The sequence below is a fragment of the Aquimarina sp. MMG016 genome (assembly GCF_018100805.1).
Lineage (GTDB): Bacteria > Bacteroidota > Bacteroidia > Flavobacteriales > Flavobacteriaceae > Aquimarina.
In genome coordinates this window covers 244,496-262,393 of record NZ_JAGJEA010000004.1, presented here as the reverse complement: position 1 = coordinate 262,393, position 17,898 = coordinate 244,496, and the positions used below count along the sequence as shown (strand labels likewise).

20 protein-coding genes are annotated in these 17,898 nt (G+C 33.7%); 8 read left to right on the top strand and 12 right to left on the bottom strand.

Annotation, left to right across the window (positions count from 1 at the left end):
* Positions 1-6: 6 nt before the first annotated feature.
* Positions 7-660 (top strand): uracil-DNA glycosylase family protein, encoded by a 654-nt coding sequence (locus J8M14_RS10225; protein WP_211074515.1) that lies wholly within the window; start codon positions 7-9, stop codon positions 658-660.
* A gap of 316 nt (positions 661-976) precedes the next feature.
* A complete protein-coding gene (locus J8M14_RS10220; RefSeq protein WP_211074514.1) occupies positions 977-2,239 on the top strand; it encodes a hypothetical protein in 1,263 nt (420 codons plus the stop codon).
* 4 nt (positions 2,240-2,243) lie between these two features.
* Here J8M14_RS10220 and J8M14_RS10215 read toward each other — a convergent pair whose 3' ends face one another.
* From J8M14_RS10215 to J8M14_RS10170, 10 genes are all read right to left on the bottom strand, one after another.
* Positions 2,244-2,495 carry a DUF6576 domain-containing protein gene (locus J8M14_RS10215; protein ID WP_211074513.1) on the bottom strand — a complete coding sequence of 84 codons (252 nt, stop codon included), beginning with the start codon at positions 2,493-2,495 and terminating at the stop codon, positions 2,244-2,246.
* A 95-nt stretch (positions 2,496-2,590) separates the two neighbouring features.
* A complete protein-coding gene (trpA, locus tag J8M14_RS10210; RefSeq protein ID WP_211074512.1) occupies positions 2,591-3,352 on the bottom strand; it encodes a tryptophan synthase subunit alpha in 762 nt (253 codons plus the stop codon).
* 59 nt (positions 3,353-3,411) lie between these two features.
* Positions 3,412-4,593: a tryptophan synthase subunit beta gene (trpB, locus tag J8M14_RS10205; protein ID WP_211074511.1), complete on the bottom strand. Its 1,182-nt coding sequence runs from the start codon at positions 4,591-4,593 to the stop codon at positions 3,412-3,414.
* A 126-nt stretch (positions 4,594-4,719) separates the two neighbouring features.
* Positions 4,720-5,349, bottom strand: coding sequence for a phosphoribosylanthranilate isomerase (locus tag J8M14_RS10200; RefSeq protein ID WP_247672613.1), 630 nt, complete (start codon positions 5,347-5,349; stop codon positions 4,720-4,722).
* 17 nt (positions 5,350-5,366) lie between these two features.
* Complete coding sequence (gene trpC / locus J8M14_RS10195) at positions 5,367-6,152, bottom strand: indole-3-glycerol phosphate synthase TrpC (RefSeq protein WP_211074509.1); 786 nt, start codon at positions 6,150-6,152, stop codon at positions 5,367-5,369.
* Positions 6,153-6,245: 93 nt separating this feature from the next.
* A complete protein-coding gene (gene trpD / locus J8M14_RS10190) occupies positions 6,246-7,244 on the bottom strand; it encodes an anthranilate phosphoribosyltransferase (protein WP_211074508.1) in 999 nt (332 codons plus the stop codon).
* Between the two features lie 91 nt (positions 7,245-7,335).
* Positions 7,336-7,905, bottom strand: coding sequence for an aminodeoxychorismate/anthranilate synthase component II (locus J8M14_RS10185; RefSeq protein WP_211074507.1), 570 nt, complete (start codon positions 7,903-7,905; stop codon positions 7,336-7,338).
* Between the two features lie 170 nt (positions 7,906-8,075).
* Positions 8,076-9,473, bottom strand: a complete 1,398-nt coding sequence (locus J8M14_RS10180) for an anthranilate synthase component I family protein (RefSeq protein WP_211074506.1) — start codon at positions 9,471-9,473, stop codon at positions 8,076-8,078.
* Positions 9,474-9,701: 228 nt separating this feature from the next.
* Positions 9,702-10,268, bottom strand: a complete 567-nt coding sequence (locus J8M14_RS10175; RefSeq protein ID WP_211074505.1) for a YceI family protein — start codon at positions 10,266-10,268, stop codon at positions 9,702-9,704.
* A gap of 43 nt (positions 10,269-10,311) precedes the next feature.
* Positions 10,312-10,764 carry a MarR family transcriptional regulator gene (locus tag J8M14_RS10170; RefSeq protein ID WP_211074504.1) on the bottom strand — a complete coding sequence of 151 codons (453 nt, stop codon included), beginning with the start codon at positions 10,762-10,764 and terminating at the stop codon, positions 10,312-10,314.
* A gap of 237 nt (positions 10,765-11,001) precedes the next feature.
* On the opposite strand from J8M14_RS10170, the gene J8M14_RS10165 reads away from it, so the two are divergent.
* From J8M14_RS10165 to J8M14_RS10150, 4 genes are all read left to right on the top strand, one after another.
* A complete protein-coding gene (locus J8M14_RS10165) occupies positions 11,002-11,523 on the top strand; it encodes a TlpA family protein disulfide reductase (protein ID WP_211074503.1) in 522 nt (173 codons plus the stop codon).
* A 13-nt stretch (positions 11,524-11,536) separates the two neighbouring features.
* Positions 11,537-12,163, top strand: coding sequence for a thioredoxin family protein (locus J8M14_RS10160; protein WP_211074502.1), 627 nt, complete (start codon positions 11,537-11,539; stop codon positions 12,161-12,163).
* A 109-nt stretch (positions 12,164-12,272) separates the two neighbouring features.
* Complete coding sequence (locus J8M14_RS10155) at positions 12,273-12,587, top strand: rhodanese-like domain-containing protein (protein ID WP_211074501.1); 315 nt, start codon at positions 12,273-12,275, stop codon at positions 12,585-12,587.
* 9 nt (positions 12,588-12,596) lie between these two features.
* Entirely contained in the window at positions 12,597-12,998 is a 402-nt protein-coding gene (locus J8M14_RS10150) for a rhodanese-like domain-containing protein (RefSeq protein ID WP_211074500.1), read from the top strand.
* Positions 12,999-13,017: 19 nt separating this feature from the next.
* On the opposite strand, the gene J8M14_RS10145 is transcribed toward J8M14_RS10150, so the two are convergent.
* Together J8M14_RS10145 and J8M14_RS10140 are read right to left on the bottom strand one after the other, a co-directional pair.
* Positions 13,018-14,361 (bottom strand): HAMP domain-containing sensor histidine kinase, encoded by a 1,344-nt coding sequence (locus J8M14_RS10145; RefSeq protein WP_211074499.1) that lies wholly within the window; start codon positions 14,359-14,361, stop codon positions 13,018-13,020.
* Positions 14,351-15,700 (bottom strand): sigma-54 dependent transcriptional regulator, encoded by a 1,350-nt coding sequence (locus J8M14_RS10140; protein WP_211074498.1) that lies wholly within the window; start codon positions 15,698-15,700, stop codon positions 14,351-14,353. The genes J8M14_RS10145 and J8M14_RS10140 overlap by 11 nt, the downstream gene beginning before the upstream one ends.
* Positions 15,701-15,905: 205 nt before the next feature.
* Here J8M14_RS10140 and J8M14_RS10135 point away from each other — a divergent pair, with 205 nt between their 5' ends.
* The gene (locus tag J8M14_RS10135; protein WP_211074497.1) at positions 15,906-17,156 is read left to right on the top strand and encodes an HlyD family efflux transporter periplasmic adaptor subunit; all 1,251 of its coding nucleotides are present in this window, start codon (positions 15,906-15,908) and stop codon (positions 17,154-17,156) included.
* Positions 17,157-17,180: 24 nt separating this feature from the next.
* The gene (locus tag J8M14_RS10130; RefSeq protein WP_211074496.1) at positions 17,181-17,858 is read left to right on the top strand and encodes an ABC transporter ATP-binding protein; all 678 of its coding nucleotides are present in this window, start codon (positions 17,181-17,183) and stop codon (positions 17,856-17,858) included.
* Positions 17,859-17,898: the final 40 nt, after the last annotated feature.

Here is a 17,898-nt window from a genome sequence, read left to right as displayed (position 1 = left end):
CATAATTTGTTTCAGCACATTCACCCATACGAACCTTTTTTTCCTGAAGGAGCTACCAAGCTTATAGTAGGAACACTCCCTCCACCTAGATTTACCACACGAGAACTTAATGATAGAGATGTGGATTTCTGTTACGGAAGTAGTAACGGATTATTATGGCCAGTTTTAGATCGAATTTTTAGTTTAAATCTGAAATTTGAAACAACACAAGAAGCAGCAAATCAACGAAAAAACTTCTTGACCTCACGCAGAATAGGAGTTTGTGATATCGTACATAGTTGCGAACGTCAAAAGATTGATGCCTCTGATTTGGGAATGCAAAATATTAAACTAAGAGATCTGGTGGGGTATCTATGTAAGTATCCCAAAATAGATACTTTAATATTCACAGGAGGAAATAGTAAAAACGGACCGGAATATTTTTTTAGAAGACATCTCAAAGAGTATGATTTAAAACTGGAACTGATTTCAAATCAAATTCCTAGAATCCATAAGTTTGTTTTGAAGGATAGGATAATTCAAACAGTATCTCTAACGGCACCTTCTGGAGCGGCAAATAGAGCTATTGGTAGTTTACAGACATATAAAGATTTAAAAGATAAAAACCCTGAATTTAATACTCTTGACTTTAGAATTATGCAATATAGAGAGTTTTTTTGACGGCTTTGATATATCTAAACATACAGAATGAGTCTTGAATTGGGTAATGTTATAAAATGAATATCAGTTTTTGCTCACGATTAGCAAGTGTTTTCTAAGTAAATGATATAAAATTGATTTTAGGATGGAGTCCAAATTAGTTTTTTATTATTAAGAAAAATCTTGCATTGTAAGGTATTAATGCTTTTTTTTGCTTCTTGATTTAAATGAGCTAGTTGTATTAAAACGTTAGCTTATTGATACCCCCAAATCTCCTTTTTTACAACACCTCTTATTTAGCGAAGGCAATTGTATATAGTTACCACGATATTTCGTTATGAGAATTCATAGTTTAATTGCTTTTTGTTGTTGGCTATCTTATAGTTATTCGCAACAGATAGATGCTAATTTTTCGAGAAATGGACTACTTGTTTTTAAGGAATTAGGAATGGTTTCGTCTCATGTTATAGATTTTGACGTCCTAGAAGAAAACAAAATTAATGTCCTATACGAATCAGATGCAAAGAAAAAATTAGTGCGTCTTCATAACAATGGAGCAAAGGATATCGAATTCAATATAACCAGGGGTAATTTAGATAATGAAAATACTATACCTGTGGCTATTAGTTCTAAGCTAGATGGTGGTGTTTTAGTTTTATCCAATCTTTGGGACAGAAATAAATGGATGGTCTCCATAAGTAATTTTTATGAAAATGGAAGTATTGATGAAGGTTTTGGTAGTAGAGGAGTGTATAAAAAAAACATCTTAAATAATCTGGATGATAATTATGGTCAGCATATTTATGTTTCATCAAAGGATGAAATAATTGTTGTAGCTAAAGTCAGAGAGTTTAATCCCATACAACAGAATGAAAAAATAGCAATCCTGAAAGTTTCTGATGTTGGGGAGACCTTGTTTTCTAATGTATATGATGATCATTATTTTACACTCAATTGCTCGACAATGAAAGATGATCATTTATTGTTGGCATATTCCGAATCTATAGACAATGGATTAGAACAATCTACATATTTAGTAGGGCTTGATAGCGATCAAATGACAAGCAATAATCTTGATTGCTTTATCATGGATGAAGATTATCAATCATTTGATCATATCGTTGCCGCAAATATGAGTTTATATACTTCTTATATTCAAGATCCTTCTGATAATTTGTATCAGGTTCGTAAATATAATAGCAGCGGAAATCTTGATGAGTCATTTAATGATTCGGGAGAAATGAGTTTTAGTGCGGACATTTATAACTCTGAATTTGTTGTAAATGATGTAGGAGAGGTATTTGTTGTATCTACAAGTTTAGATAATGAGTTCGAAATATTGATAAAGAAAATACTAAATGACGGCAGTCCTGATATAACTTTTGGAGATAATGGGGAAGCCTCTGTTTTTCTAAAATATCCAATTATTGATCTTAATAAAATAAGACTGGCAGAAAAAAATGGACTATATGTATCAGGCGCAATGAGAATCGAAGGTGATTCATATGGTTTTATTGCCAGGTTTAAATTAAATCTTGCACAACAACTAAAAAAGGAAAGGTTAGAGAAATTTCTGGACGGGTTATTTAGTAAAGAGTAAATATCTATTTGGACAATTCTTTTAATCTCTCTTTTTCAAGCTTTGTGAGGTTATCAACCCCCTGTTTGTTAATTTTATCCAATAAAACGTTCAATTCCTTTTCTTTTTCAATTTTAACCGCATTATAGCGGTCATCTATATCAAGTAATCCTTCCGGCCTTTGCTGCAGGTCTTTCTTGAACTGTAAAAAGCCTGGTCTTAACCATTTAATGACTATAAGAACAATTATTATGGCTGCTATTAATGTAATTGACATTTTGTTTATTAATAAAGTTGACCGCATCGTGACAATTATACGATGTCTAAAGTATACGAATATGATGAATTTTTAATTTCTAAAACCTACAAATATTATCGTATTTTCCCTATAAATTCGTGAATTGTATGTATCCCATTTTTTGAAATATGTTTGATAAAAGCCGACCCTATAATAGCACCTTTGGCAGTTTTTGTAGCTTGAGTAAACGTTTCATTGTTACTAATACCAAACCCAACAATCTGAGAAGCTTTTAGGTTCATATTTGCAATGCGTTCAAAATAAGCCTCTTGTGTATTTCCAAACCCTGAGGTTGATCCCGTGACACTTGCCGAACTTACCATATAGATAAAACCATTAGAGACACTATCAATAAATCGAATTCTTTCTTCTGATGTTTGAGGTGTGATCAGGAATACATTAATTAATCCATATTTTTCAAAAGTCTCCTGGTATTGTTCGTGATATTCAGCCACCGGTAAATCCGGTATGATCAATCCATCAATACCAATTTCCTGGCACTTGGCACAAAAGGCTTCTACGCCATATTGCATCATTGGATTAAAATATCCCATAATGATTAGTGGAATGTCTACTGATTTACGAATATCAGCTAGTTGTTCAAATAACAATTTGGTGGTCATTCCATTTTTAAGAGCTGCTGTAGAACTTTCCTGTATGGTAGGTCCATCAGCCAATGGATCACTAAATGGTAATCCGATTTCTATCATATCCACACCACTTTTTTCTAAATCCTGAATGATCTTTTTAGTGTCATGTAAAGAAGGATATCCAGCCGTAAAATAGATGGATAATAGTTTTTTATTTTGCTCAAGAGCTGCGTTGATTCTGTTCATTAATATTGTTTTTATGTCATTTCCGCGAAGGCGGAAATAGATAAAATAATTTAGCTGTATTACAATTTAAAATAATCAATATATGTGTTTAAGTCTTTATCTCCTCGTCCGGACAAACTGATCACAACAATATCATCTGGTTTAAACTTTTTATCATTAAATATCGCCAAAGCATGTGATGTTTCGATTGCCGGAATAATACCTTCTAGTTGAGATAACTCTAGTCCTGCAGTCATTGCATCATCATCTGTTACCGAAAAGAATTCCCCTCGTCCTGTTTTATATAAGTGAGAGTGTAGAGGACCTACTCCTGGATAATCCAATCCGGCAGAAATAGAATAGGGTTCTGTGATTTGTCCATCCGGTGTTTGCATAAGTAGCGTTTTACATCCGTGGATAATTCCTTCTTTTCCTAATTGCGAAGTAGCTGCACTTTCTCCACTATTAACTCCTTTTCCGGCAGCTTCTACAGCGATTATGCCCACATCAGGTTCGTCTAAGAAATGGTAGTAAGTTCCCGCAGCATTACTTCCTCCACCGATACATGCAACTACGTAATCAGGGTTTTCTCTTCCTTCTTTTTCTTTTAATTGCCATTTAATTTCTTCAGAAATGATAGACTGAAATCGGGTTACCATATCCGGGTAGGGATGAGGTCCGATAGCGGAACCAATAATGTAGTGTGTGTCTACAGGATTGTTGATCCAGTCTCTTATTGCTTCATTGGTAGCATCTTTGAGAGTTTTACTTCCGGATTTTGCCGGTCTCACTTCTGCACCCAGCATTTTCATACGTGCCACATTTGGAGCCTGGCGTTTGATATCAATTTCTCCCATATATACAATACACTTGATGCCCATTAGCGCACAAACCGTTGCGGTGGCTACGCCATGTTGTCCGGCTCCGGTTTCTGCAATAATTCTGTTTTTACCAAGTTTTTTTGCTACTAGAATCTGACCAATTGTATTGTTTACTTTGTGTGCACCGGTATGATTAAGATCTTCTCGTTTTAGATATACCTTGGTATTGTGTTTTTCTGAAAGACGTTTAGCATAATATAATGGAGATGGACGTCCTACATAATCTCTTAATAATTGATCAAACTCTTCTTTAAAAGAAGGTTCATTCATGATATCCAGATAGGTAGATCGCAGTTCTTCTACATTAGGATATAGCATTTCAGGAATGTAGGCTCCTCCAAAATCACCATAATATCCTTTTTCGTTTACTTGATAGCTCATTTTTTTGTTTTTTTGGGCGTGACCCACCGCGGCGGGTCGGGCTATTCGCTGTATCTTTTTTAACTTGTTCTCGATACACTCCGTTAAGACGGAGCACTCGAACTGAATTAAAAAAGGATGCCGCTTCTATCCCTCACGCATATTATTCAGTAATTTTTTAAATGTTGATAAATCATTTATGTTTTTTAATCCTGGTTCTATTTCAAATTTACTATTTACATCAATAGCGTGTAAATATTTGGATTCCGGCCTACGCCAGAATGACAAAATGGATTCTATTTCCTGTAACCCAATTCCACCACTTAAGATGAATGAAGTAGTGGAGTTATAGTTTTTTAAAACACTCCAATCAAAAGTAAATCCATTACCTCCTTTTGCTTTTCCTTTGGTGTCAAAAAGAAAATAATCTACAATATCCTCATAGGGTTTGAGTATCTCAAAATCAAATTCATCCTTAATAGAGAATACCTTCCACACTTCGACAGGCTCAGTGTGACGATGTAAGATTGCTTTTAGTTCTATACAAAATCCTGGTGTTTCATTTCCGTGTAACTGAACTGCTTTAAAATTATATTTTTTTATTTTTTCAACTACAAAATCAATAGATGCATCTACAAAAACTCCTACTTTTTTTATTGAATCCGGTATCTTCGGAATATCATTTTCAAAATTACGAGGAGATTTTTCATAGAAAATGAAACCAAGATAGTCCGGTTGCAATGCTGCAATGGCTTCTATATTTTCTTGATATTTCATTCCGCATACTTTTAGTCTCATCTTTGAAGCATTTTTATAAATTCGATTGCGTTTGCACCGGGATTTTCAGTTTTCATGAAGTTTTCTCCAATCAAAAAGCCTTTATAGTCATACTGCTGTAAATCTTTAATAGCTTCAATACTACTGATACCACTTTCTGAAACTTTTACGAAATCATCAGGAATGTGTTTGCTAAGTTCTTTACTTACATCGGTACTAACTTCAAAAGTTTTGAGATTTCGGTTATTAACTCCCAGCATATCTAATGAAGGCATTACGGATTTTTCCAGTTCTTCCAGATTGTGTACTTCCAATAGCACATCTAATGATAAGTTCTGTGCAAATTCTGATAACGATTTGATCTCATCTCTGGATAATACTGCAGCTATTAATAGTATCACATCTGCACCATACGCTTTGGCTTCTAACAATTGATATTCATCGATGATGAATTCCTTACGCAGTAAAGGCATTTTTGCGGCAGCTCTGGCTAACAATAGATCATCCAGAGATCCTCCAAAGTATTTTCCATCAGTTAAAACAGACATGCCACAAACCCCGGCTTCTTGATATCCTACTGCAACATCTTGTACACTTACTTTCTGGTTAATAACCGATTTTGAAGGAGATCTTCGCTTATGTTCAGCAATAATTCCTGTATCACTATTTCGTAAAGCATCTGCCAAAGAGTTTCCTTTTCGATCAAATAAAACAGAGTTTTCTAATTGATGAACTGGGATTAAACTTTTTCGAAGTGCTACTTCTTTGTATTTATCAGCTACTATTTTGTCTAGTATGTTCATGTTTCTTTTTTGGTTTCCTCTCCCTCGAGGGAGAGGATTAAGGTGAGGGTGTTTACCCCTCATCCTAGCCTTCTCCCCAAGGAGAAGGGACTTTTAATTCATTCTACTCAGTTCCTGTACTTTTTTCAATGCTTCCAGTCCTTTTCCGGAAAGCAATGATTCTTTCGCTTTTTCGAACCCTTGTTTTGGTGCTAAGCCTTCGACTGTGGCTATTGCCATACCGGCATTAGCGCATACCACGTTGTTCTGGGCTTCAGTACCTTTTCCATTTAGAATATTCATAAAAATATTAGCAGATTCCTCAATAGAATCTCCGCCAACGATTTCCTCCATTTTTAAAGCAGATACGCCAAAATCCTCTGGTGTTAGCATTCCTTCGGTATTATTGGATATCGTTTTGGTACTTCCGGTAAGAGATATTTCATCATATCCGTCTAAGGCGTGGATAATGGTAAAGTTTTTATCTGTGTTTTGATATAGATACCCGTACATTCTAGCTAGTTCTAAATTAAAAACACCTACGATTTGATTTTTTGGAAAGGCTGGATTCACCATAGGACCTAACATATTAAAAAATGTTTTTACACCTAATTCCCTCCGTATGGGTGCTACATTTTTCATAGCAGGGTGAAATAAGGGAGCATGCAAAACGCAGATTCCGGCTTCATCAATACTTCGTTTCAGGAAATCTTTATCATTACTGAATTTGATGCCTAAATGTTCCATGACATTAGAACTACCGCATTTAGAAGAAACTCCATAATTACCGTGTTTGGTGACTTTAATTCCTGCTCCGGCAGAAACAAAGGAAGATAGTGTAGAGATGTTAAAAGTGTCTTTTCCGTCTCCACCGGTACCACAAAGATCGATTGGGTTGTATTCACTCAAATCCACAGCTACACAAAGTTCTAGTAAAGCATCTCTAAACCCTTCTAATTCTTCTACTGTGATACTACGCATCATGTACACGGTAAGAAATGAGGCAATCTGGCTTTGATTATAAGCACCTTTAGATATATTTACCAAAACGCCTTTAGCCTCTTCTTTAGAAATTGTCTCGTGATTGATTAATCTGTTTAATAAATTTTTCATAGGCCCCTCACCCCAGCTCTCTCACCAAAAGGTAAAGGGAGCTTTGTTGGGTTATTATTTACATTAATATTCATTTTCTTTGTTTCTTGGATTAATTATTGACCCAGTTTTCTAACATTTTTTTTCCATCAGGAGTCAAGACAGATTCCGGATGAAATTGTACACCTCTAACATCTAATTCTTTATGTCGTAGTGACATGATTTGTCCGTTTTTATCAAATGAGGTTGCCTCTATACAAGAAGGTAAATCAGTATCTGATACTACCCAGGAGTGGTATCGTCCTACATCAAAAGTTTCATCAAGTCCTTTAAAAAGCGGTTCGTCTGATACAGATAGCTTTACTTCTGTAGCAACACCATGGTATACTTCGTCTAGATTGATGAGACTACCTCCAAAAACTTCTCCAATTGCTTGTTGACCTAAACAAACTCCAAAAATACTTTTGGTATCTGCATAGGTTTTGATAATGTTTTTTAGCAGTCCCGCTTCATCAGGAATTCCGGGTCCCGGTGAAAGTAATATTTTATGGAAAGGGGCTACCTCTTCTAATGTTAGTTGGTCATTTCGTTTTACGATTACTTCACAACCTAAGTCTTCGAGGTAATGGACCAGGTTATAAACAAACGAATCGTAATTATCTATTACTAATACTTTTTTCATCTTCTTTTATTTTTAGTTTCAAAGTCCAAGAGTTGTACAGCTTCTGAGTTTTCTCTTATTTGACTTCGATTCTTGGCTACTTGTAACTGATATTTTGTGTTAGGGATAGCAGCAAGCTACCATGTAGCGCGGATAGCCCGACCCACGCTAAGGCGTGGGAAACACCCTAATCATATTTCTTCAGCTAGTTTTAATGCTTTGGTTAATGCTCCTAGTTTATTGTATACTTCTTGTAATTCATTTTCTTCGTTGGATTCGTTGACCAATCCAGCTCCTGCCTGCCAATGTAACTCATGATTTTTGCTTAAAAAAGTTCTAATCATAATGGCGTGGTTAAAGTTTCCGGAGAAATCCATAAAACCAATAGCTCCACCATAAAAGTCTCGATTTACAGTTTCATATTTTTCTATAAGCTGCATTGCCATATGTTTTGGAGCACCACTCAGAGTTCCGGCTGGAAAAGTATCGGCAACTACTTGCATAGTGGTGGTATCTTTATGTTTTTTGCCGGTTACTTTACTTACTAAGTGAATCACATGTGAGTAAAATTGAACCTCTCTGTAGGTGTCTACGGTTACATCACTTCCATTACGGCTTAAATCGTTACGCGCAAGATCTACCAACATCACGTGTTCGGCATTTTCTTTTTCATCTGCAGATAGTTTTTTAGCTAACTCCGCGTCTTGCTCATCATTTCCGGTGCGTTTAAAGGTTCCTGCGATTGGGTGGATTTCAGCTATTTCATCTTTAACAACCAATTGTGCCTCTGGTGAACTACCGAATATTTTAAAATCCCCATAATCAAAATAGAATAGGTAAGGAGATGGATTGATACTTCGTAATGCTCTATAGACATTAAATTCATCGCCTTTAAACTTCTGCGAAAAACGTTTTGATAAAACTAATTGAAAAACATCACCATGTTGACAATGTTTCTTAGCTAAAGCTACATGTTCTTTATATTGTTCGTCATCTAAGTTAGAAGTGGTTTCGTCAATGGTTGTAAAGTTATAAGATGCAAAGTTTTTTACATTAAGTAGGGATTCTATTTCTGCAATGTTGCTTTCTGAGTCATAGCAATGTGCAAAAATATAGGCTTCATTATTAAAGTGATTGATTGCAATAATGTTTTGATATACGGTATATTGCATATCCGGGATATCCAAAGCTCCTTCCTTTTTGGAAATCGAAATGTCTTCAAAATATCGAACGGCATCATACGAGATATATCCAAACAGTCCGTTGTTTATAAATTTAAAATTACTTTTAGAAGTCTGGAATTTTTGTCCAAATTCTTCTATGATAAGCGGAATATTCGTTTCCTTGGTTATAGGGGTTTCTCTATTGGTTTTATCAGGAAAAGATTCGTGGATGGTTTCGTTTTCAATCTTAATAGTAGCAATAGGATTACAGCAGATATAGGAAAAACTGTTTTCGTTTCCGCGATAATCACTACTTTCCAGGAGTAAGCTATTGGGAAATCTATCTCTAATTTTTAGGTAAACGCTTACCGGAGTAATCGTATCCGCAAGAATCTGTTTGAAATGTGTGGTTAATGTATAACTCATGTTACATTTTGATATTTATAATTTATAAAACCCCTTTGTTTGTTGAACAAAAAAAGGCTTGTCGTGATTTGACAAGCCTTTGATATGTTTACTTAACTATATGACAGGATCTATCTCACGACGTTTTCGTTATAAGATGACCACCACCAAGTATTTGTTAAGATTAAATTCATTTTTAATTTCTTGAGTTCAAATATATAAATTAATTATAATTCAAAAAATAAAAAATTACATTTTTAAATTTACAGCTAATTCAAACTCATCATAGATAGTTTTATCTCCTAAATTATCGAAGAAACTACCTGATCCGTATTTGATATCGTATTTAGTTCTATCTACGCTTAATGTAGTTGAAGCAGTAGATCCGTTAACAGCAAGGTTAAAAGTAATTGGGTTAGTTTTTCCTTTGATTGTAAGATCACCAGCTATTTTATAGCCTTTGTCAGTTTTTTTAGCTTTGCTCACGACCAATTTAGCAGTTTTATGATTTTTAATACCAAAAAAATCATCAGAACTAAGATGTCCTTCTAATTTTTCTTTTCCTTTTCCTGCTTCAAGGTCAGTAACTTTCAATGTAGTCATATCTACTATAAACTCACCTCCTGTGATATTCTCACCATCAAAAATAAGGTGCCCTGATGATAGATTTAATGTTCCTGAGTGCTCTCCGGTTACTTTTTTGCCAACCCAGTTGATAGAGCTTTCTGAAGCTTTGATCTCTTTTTTCTGTGCTGTAACAGATGTTGTAACAATAATAGCTAGGGCTAAGGTTAGTGATTTAAGTCTAGTTTTCATGATTTAAAAATTTTAAATTAATGGTTTATGTTAATAATTTGATTTATGTTCTTAGTTTATTTAATAGCTTGTTAAGTAAGGTTAAATCTTCCTCGGTCAAATTGGCGGTAAGTTCATTTTCGAATTTATTCATAGTTGGACTTACTTCGCTTAAAAAATCCAAACCTTTATTAGTTATAGTAATTTCTACTTTTCTTCTATTTGACGAGCAAATTACACGAGATACATATTCTTTTTTAATCAATTTATCGACTAATCGAGTTGTATTACTCATCTTACTCACCATGCGTTCTTGAATGGTGGATAGATTGGCAGGTTTCCCTTTTTGACCTTTTAAAATCCGCAATACATTGAATTGTTGGATAGAAATATCATATTGTTTTAAGGCAGCACTAATTTTGTCACTTATCCAATTTTCAGTGTATAGCAAATTAACAATTACCTTACGTGATAAAGGAAGCTGAACTTGTGTTTTTATGATATCTTCTATTCTCAATTGTATTTACAATATTTGTATATACAAATGTATGGTTTGTTTTGTTTCAGAAATTATAAATTGGTATTAATTCTTTGTTAAAGTTAAATTTCGGCTAATGTTAAGTAGTATTATTGCGATCAAATAGTAATACTATTAAATAAGGGATTACTAAAAATTTTAGAAAAATTTTTGATAAAAAACAGAAACCTTGTTAATTTTCTTTTGGAGAGCTAAGGGTTTTGATAAATTAGTACTATGCCTAAAAGGTTGATATATATAGGATTAATTATTTTTTTTGCTGGTTGTAAGGGAGAACAAAAAGTGGCACTAGAGGCTTCAGAGGTTTTTGCAAGCAAAGGTGTAGAAATTCCTATGTATGATTTTGAGAGTTTTAAGCCGTTGCTAAATATTAATGATGGGAAAACTAGGATTATTAATTTTTGGGCAACCTGGTGTAAACCTTGTGTGGCAGAATTACCTTATTTTGAATTAATAAATAGCCGATATCCGAAGGATGAAGTAGAGGTAATATTGGTAAGTTTAGATCTTCCTAAGCATGTGGAGTCTAAATTAATTCCATTTATTCAAAGACAAAATATCCAAAGCAGAGTATTGCTTTTAGATGATCCTGACGCTAATAGTTGGATTCCTAAGGTTAATAGCGAATGGTCAGGTTCAATACCAGCAACAATTATTTATAAAGGAGGAACAAGTAATTTTTATGAAAGGTCTTTTACCTATAATGAGCTGGAAAAAGAATTGAAAAAAATATTATAAAAACTTAAAATATATGAAAACTTTAAAAATTTTAGTTGGAGTAGCTTTTATAATTGCTATTAGTGCTTTTGCAATAGATAAGGTTTCAAGCCCAAAAATTGATGATGGTTATAAAATTGGAGATGTAGCTACTGATTTTAAATTAAAAAATATTGATGATGCTATGATATCACTGGCGGACTATAAGGAGGCCAAAGGTTTTATAGTAATTTTTACTTGTAATCATTGTCCGTATTCTGTAGCTTATGAAGATAGGATTATAGGATTAGATAAAAAATTTAAATCGCAGGGTTATCCGGTTATTGCTATTAACCCTAATAACCCTAAGGCATATCCTGATGATAGTTTTGATAATATGAAGGTCAGAGCTAAAGAAAAAGGATTCACTTTTCCATATTTATTTGATGATGGACAAATGATATATCCTCAATACGGTGCAACCAAAACTCCTCACGTTTACGTTTTAGAAAAAACTGCACAGGGAAATCTAGTACGATACATTGGTGCTATTGATAACAATTATAAGGACGCTTCATCTGCTAATGAAAAATATGTGGAAGATGCGGTAAATGCTTTACTAAAAGGAGAAAAAGTTCCTGTAGAAGTTACTAAGGCTATTGGGTGCAGTATTAAAGCTTAATTTTTTAATGAATTAATAATTGTATCCTGTTATACAATTTAATCTAGGACTCTTATATTTGTAAGGAATACAAATTATAAGAGTCCAATTTTTATATACAAATTTTAGAATGGCAGAAGATATCACACAAGAAGAATGGCAAGAACTTATCGTTAAAGATGATAACGCAGTAATCCTGGATGTAAGAACAGAAGAAGAAGTAGAAGATGGTTTTATACCTAATATGCTTAATATCGATATCCGTCAGGGACAAGGTTTTCTTGATGAAGTAGAGAAGTTGGACAAATCCAAAAATTACTATGTGTATTGTCGTTCAGGTGCCAGAAGTGCCCAAGCCTGTTCACTAATGAACCAAATGGGGTTCGAAACTACCTATAATTTAATTGGAGGCTTTATGAATTGGGATGGCGAAATAGCAGAATAATTTTATACTATGAAGATTAAACCATTTTTATTGATAGCTTTTATTTCTTTAGCTTTTTTAAGTTGTAAGGAGAAACAAACAGAAGGAGATTCTGTAGTAGAATTAATTACAGTAGAAGAAATGGATTCGTTGTTGGATATGGGAAAAGTTCAGTTAATTGATGTACGTACGCCCAAAGAATACAATGAAGGTCATATTGAAGGAGCAACGAATATAGACTTCAGAGATGAAAATTTTAAAGACCTTATTGATAAAGCAGATAAGTCTAAACCTGTAGCTGTATATTGTGGCCGTGGAGGTCGAAGCGGTAAATGTTCTACATATATGAAAAAGGCGGGTTTTACTAAGATTTATGATCTCGATGGAGGAATTACTGAATGGAAGTTTAAAGGAAAAAAGGTGGTAAAATAAAGAGGAGTTCATTGAGCTTTTAAAATACCAAACTAATTACGGTTCCTTCGTCCTCTGCGCTATTCACAAGTATTTTACCTTTGTGAAGTAACATAATTTGTTTACTTAGACTTAGCCCAATACCACTTCCTGTAGCTTTACTAGTAAAAAACGGAATAAAAATATTCTCCATAATCTCAGGAGGAATACCAGAGCCATTATCATACACCTTAATTACAATGTTTTTGTTTGGAGTTTGCTCTGCAATAACTTTTATATGAGGTTTTGGTTTATTTTTACAAGCATCTACAGCGTTTAGGATAAGATTGATAAGCACTTGCTCAATAAGATGGCTATCTATATCTAATATTAATTTAGGAGTTTTGATACTAAAATCTATAGCGATATTTTTTACATCCAAGGATGGTTGCATTAAAAGCTTTACAGTATCAAATAGCTCAGAAACTTTCTTTTTCTCCAGATTAAGATGTGTTACTTTACTAAGGCTACGATAAGTTTTGGCAAATTTCAGTAAACCTTCACTCCGATTTTTAATAGTTTTTATACCTGCATTTACGTCTTCCAGCTCTATTTGATTTAATTCAGGTTCATCAAGAGCAAGTTGTAAATGAGTCTGAAGTGTATCTGCCAAAGATGAAATAGGAGCAATAGAATTCATAATTTCATGAGTCATTACACTTAGTAATTTCTTCCAGGCCTCGGATTCATTTTTATTTAGAGTATCATCAATGTTCTGAAGAACAATTAATTTAAAAGGGTCATCTTCAACTTGAAAAACGGTATCAGAAATTAGAACTTTTAATTTTTCATTTTGAACCGCAATAGTAATAGAATTAGGTTCTTTGTGATAAGTTTCAAAAACCGCATCATATAAATCAGGTTTTCTTTTTTCTACAAAACGAATGTTTTTAAACGATGGAAAATCTAAAGTTTCTCTAAATGAATCATTAGACCATAATACATCTCCGGTTTCTAGATTATAAGCTATAATACCAATATCAACCATTTCCAGAATTTTCTGAAGATAGACATATTGTGCTTCGTTCTTAGTATTAATCTCTTTAATCGTACGGTTTACCTCATTAAACCCTTTGTAGAGCTGTCTTATATCTTTTGGTCCTCTATCTTCTGGAAACCATCTGGAGAAATCACGATACTTAACCGCTTCAAAAAAATCATCCATGACCACAAATCTACGTTTGATAAATACGTAAGTGGTATATCCAAAATATAAAATAACACAACTAGCTACAGCTATTCCTGCTGCATGTTCTTTATCTATAGTATAGAGTAGGGTTAAAATAAGGAATACTAAAAAAAGAATCCTTAAAAAGAGTCTGAAAATGTAGCCTTTATAGTTCATGTTTGTCCAATCTTCTATATAAAGCTGCTCTGGTGATTCCTAATTCTTTAGCAGATTTAGAGACATTTCCTTTGTTTTTTTCTAATACAGTGAGAATTGCATTTTTTTCAATACTGTCTAAATTCATTGTTGTAGTTACTGAAGTTGTATTAGTTTGTCTCTCTATCGAAGAAAATACCAAATCTTCTGCTTTTAATACATTTCCGTCAGTCATGATAACCGCACGTTCCAGAACATATTGAAGCTCTCTAACATTGCCAGGGAAATCATGTTTCTTAAGTTTTGAAATAAACCCTGAATCTAAAGAAAAAGGACTTTTATTATACTTATCCGCATAGATTGAAATAAAATGTTTTGCCAGCAAGGTGATATCTGTTCCGCGATCACGCAGCGGAGGCATAATAATATCAACTGTATTTATTCGATAAATTAAATCCTTTCTGAATTTTTTCTCATCTGCAAGTATTTTTGGATCTATATTAGTTGCACAGATTAATCTGATATCGATAGAAATAGATTGATTAGAACCTAGAGGGGTAACTTGCCTGTTTTGCAATACGGTTAATAATCGTACTTGTTGTCCTAAACCGATATTACCAATTTCATCTAGGAATAAAGTACCACCATTAGCGGCTTCAAAACGTCCAATTCTGTCTTCTTTGGCATCTGTAAAAGCCCCTTTTTTATAACCAAATAATTCACTTTCGAATAATGTAGATGTCAATGCGCCTACATCAACTTTTACAAAAGGTTGATCTCTTCTATTAGAATTATCGTGTATGGCCTTTGCTATTAGATCTTTACCTGTGCCATTTTCTCCAAGAATCAACACATTAGCATCTGTTGGCGCTACTTTTTTAAGCTTTACAAAAACATCTTTTATTGCATCACTTTCCCCAAGAATTTGATTATTATTAGAATGTATTACCGTTTGAGTGTTAGTTTTAGACTTTCTTTTTCCTAGCAATGAGGCTATGGTGTTAATAATTTTTTCATTCTTCCAGGGTTTTACCAAAAAGTCTGAGGCACCTTCTTTTAGCGCACGAATTGCTAAATCAATGTCCGCATATGCAGTAATTAAAACAACTTCGGGATCAGGTTTTTGCTTTTTGATTTTATTAAGCCAAAAAATACCTTCATTACCAGTATTTACTAAACCATTAAAATTCATATCAAGAATGATGATATCAAATTTTTTACCCTCTATTTGCGCACCTATATTACTTGGATTTTTTTCGATGACTACTTCTTTTACCAAAGGTTTTAGTAAAAGACGTAATGCGGTCAGAATGTCTAGATCGTCATCTATAACTAAAATTGTAGCTTCTTTTAATACCATTAATACAATATTACAATATTATATTCAGCTAATAAAAATTAGAAAAAAGAAAATATCTAGATGTTAAGTGTATTGTTTTCGAACAGAAAGTGTATCAAAACCGAACACTTTTATTTCTCTTAAATCTTTCTGTTTATTGATAATGAGTGTGTTATGTTTTTGGCATCATCTTCACTATATAATTGATGTAACCAAAAAACCAGATATGGACGTTCCAATTCAAAAGAAACAATTTTCAAAATCACGCATAGCAATGTTAATTGGCGGTTTATTAATCCTAGCACTTATCATTTTTGTAGTAGTAAAATCATCAGGAGGTTCTAAATTAAATGTAGAAAAAGAACGTATAGCCATTAACACCGTTAGAAATGATGTCTTTCAGGAAAATATTCCAGTAAACGGAATTGTTTTGCCAATTACAACTATTTATCTGGATGCTTTAGAAGGAGGCCGAGTAGAAGAAAAATTTGTAGAAGATGGGGCTATTATGAAAAAAGGAGAACCAATCTTGAGATTATCGAACACAGATTTGGAACTGAGTCTTATCAATCAGGAAACATCAGTATATAATCTATTAACCCAGATGCAGATTTCTCAAAATGCTGCACGTCAAAATACAATCAACAGACGTAATCAATTTACAGATGTTGAGAATAGTTTAATTGAAGCTAAGCGTGTATATGAGCTGAACCAGAAACTGTATAAAAAAGGAGCAATTGGTCGTCAGGATTATGAGTCATCAGAAAACGACTATAACTACCAAAAGCAGCGTATGCAATTGGCAAAACAAGTACTTAGTCAGGATTCTATCTCAACAAAACAAGAATTAAACCAAGCTAGAAGTTCGTATACAAGAACGCAAAATGCTTTAGAGTTAATGCGTAAAAAAGTTGGAGATTTAGTAGTTAGGGCTCCCATTGATGGTCAATTAACTTCTTTGGACGCAGAAATAGGTCAATCTAAAACTAAAGGTGAACGTTTAGGACAGGTAGATGTATTAAGCGGATTTAAAGTGCGTGTTGATATCGATGAACACTATATTTCCAGAATCTATAATGGTCAAAAAGGAACTGTTATCTTAAATAATAAACCTTATATCCTGGTTATTAAAAAAGTATTTACACAGGTTAATAACGGGCGTTTTCAGGTAGATATGCATTTTGAAGGCGATGTACCTGAAGGTATCCGTCGTGGTCAGAACCTACAAATCCGAGTGGCATTAAGTGCAGAAAAACAGGCATTATTAGTAGATAAGGGCGGGTTTTTCCAGAAAACAGGAGGTAATTGGATTTTTAAAGTGAGTGAAGGCGGAGATATAGCTTACAAAGTAAACATTCGATTAGGAAGTCAAAACACAGAATATTATGAAGTAGTTGAAGGATTGAATCCAGGTGATAGAGTAGTCACATCTAGCTATGATAGTTTTGGAGACGTAGAAGAATTAATATTAAAATAAGAATCAATTAAAAAACTGAATATAATGATACAGATTACTGACTTAGAGAAATTTTACAGAACTGAAGAAGTACAAACCATTGCATTAAACAAGTTGTCTTTTAATGTTAAAGAAGGAGAGTTTGTTGCAATAATGGGGCCATCAGGTTGTGGAAAATCAACCTTATTGAACATCTTAGGCCTATTAGATGATCCGGATGGAGGAAGTTTCAAGTTTAATGGTCAAGAAGTTGCTGGTTATAATGAGCGTAAGCGGTCAGATTTACGAAAACATAATGTAGGATTTGTTTTTCAGAGTTTTAACCTAATTGATGAGCTTACTGTTTTTGAAAACGTAGAATTGCCATTGATTTATACCGGGGTAAAGCCAGCTGAACGCAAAAAAAGAGTTGAAGAGGTGTTAGAAAAAATGCAAATTATGCACAGACGTAACCACTTTCCACAGCAATTGTCAGGTGGACAGCAACAACGTGTAGCTGTGGCAAGAGCGGTGGTTAATAATCCAAAGTTAATTCTGGCAGATGAACCAACAGGAAACCTGGACAGTACTAATGGTAATGAAGTGATGGATTTACTAATTGAACTAAATGAGGCAGGTACTACAATTATTATGGTAACACATAGTGAACATGATGCTAAGTATAGCCATCGTATTATAAGAATGTTAGACGGACAAAAAGTGACAGAAAATATATTGATGTAATCGAGAGAGGGCATTTATCAATCAAAATCAAATCAATAAA

What these genes read in the sequence shown, in the direction of transcription:
- J8M14_RS10220 (WP_211074514.1), top strand. Translation starts at nt 977, where the DNA reads ATGAGAATTCATAGTTTAATTGCTTTTTGTTGTTGGCTATCTTATAGT.
- J8M14_RS10215 (WP_211074513.1), bottom strand. Translation starts at nt 2,495, where the DNA reads ATGTCAATTACATTAATAGCAGCCATAATAATTGTTCTTATAGTCATT.
- trpA (WP_211074512.1), bottom strand. Translation starts at nt 3,352, where the DNA reads ATGAACAGAATCAACGCAGCTCTTGAGCAAAATAAAAAACTATTATCC.
- trpB (WP_211074511.1), bottom strand. Translation starts at nt 4,593, where the DNA reads ATGAGCTATCAAGTAAACGAAAAAGGATATTATGGTGATTTTGGAGGA.
- J8M14_RS10200 (WP_247672613.1), bottom strand. Translation starts at nt 5,349, where the DNA reads ATGAAATATCAAGAAAATATAGAAGCCATTGCAGCATTGCAACCGGAC.
- trpC (WP_211074509.1), bottom strand. Translation starts at nt 6,152, where the DNA reads ATGAACATACTAGACAAAATAGTAGCTGATAAATACAAAGAAGTAGCA.
- trpD (WP_211074508.1), bottom strand. Translation starts at nt 7,244, where the DNA reads ATGAAAAATTTATTAAACAGATTAATCAATCACGAGACAATTTCTAAA.
- J8M14_RS10185 (WP_211074507.1), bottom strand. Translation starts at nt 7,905, where the DNA reads ATGAAAAAAGTATTAGTAATAGATAATTACGATTCGTTTGTTTATAAC.
- J8M14_RS10180 (WP_211074506.1), bottom strand. Translation starts at nt 9,473, where the DNA reads ATGAGTTATACATTAACCACACATTTCAAACAGATTCTTGCGGATACG.
- J8M14_RS10175 (WP_211074505.1), bottom strand. Translation starts at nt 10,268, where the DNA reads ATGAAAACTAGACTTAAATCACTAACCTTAGCCCTAGCTATTATTGTT.
- J8M14_RS10165 (WP_211074503.1), top strand. Translation starts at nt 11,002, where the DNA reads ATGCCTAAAAGGTTGATATATATAGGATTAATTATTTTTTTTGCTGGT.
- J8M14_RS10160 (WP_211074502.1), top strand. Translation starts at nt 11,537, where the DNA reads ATGAAAACTTTAAAAATTTTAGTTGGAGTAGCTTTTATAATTGCTATT.
- J8M14_RS10155 (WP_211074501.1), top strand. Translation starts at nt 12,273, where the DNA reads ATGGCAGAAGATATCACACAAGAAGAATGGCAAGAACTTATCGTTAAA.
- J8M14_RS10150 (WP_211074500.1), top strand. Translation starts at nt 12,597, where the DNA reads ATGAAGATTAAACCATTTTTATTGATAGCTTTTATTTCTTTAGCTTTT.
- J8M14_RS10145 (WP_211074499.1), bottom strand. Translation starts at nt 14,361, where the DNA reads ATGAACTATAAAGGCTACATTTTCAGACTCTTTTTAAGGATTCTTTTT.
- J8M14_RS10140 (WP_211074498.1), bottom strand. Translation starts at nt 15,700, where the DNA reads ATGGTATTAAAAGAAGCTACAATTTTAGTTATAGATGACGATCTAGAC.
- J8M14_RS10135 (WP_211074497.1), top strand. Translation starts at nt 15,906, where the DNA reads ATGGACGTTCCAATTCAAAAGAAACAATTTTCAAAATCACGCATAGCA.
- J8M14_RS10130 (WP_211074496.1), top strand. Translation starts at nt 17,181, where the DNA reads ATGATACAGATTACTGACTTAGAGAAATTTTACAGAACTGAAGAAGTA.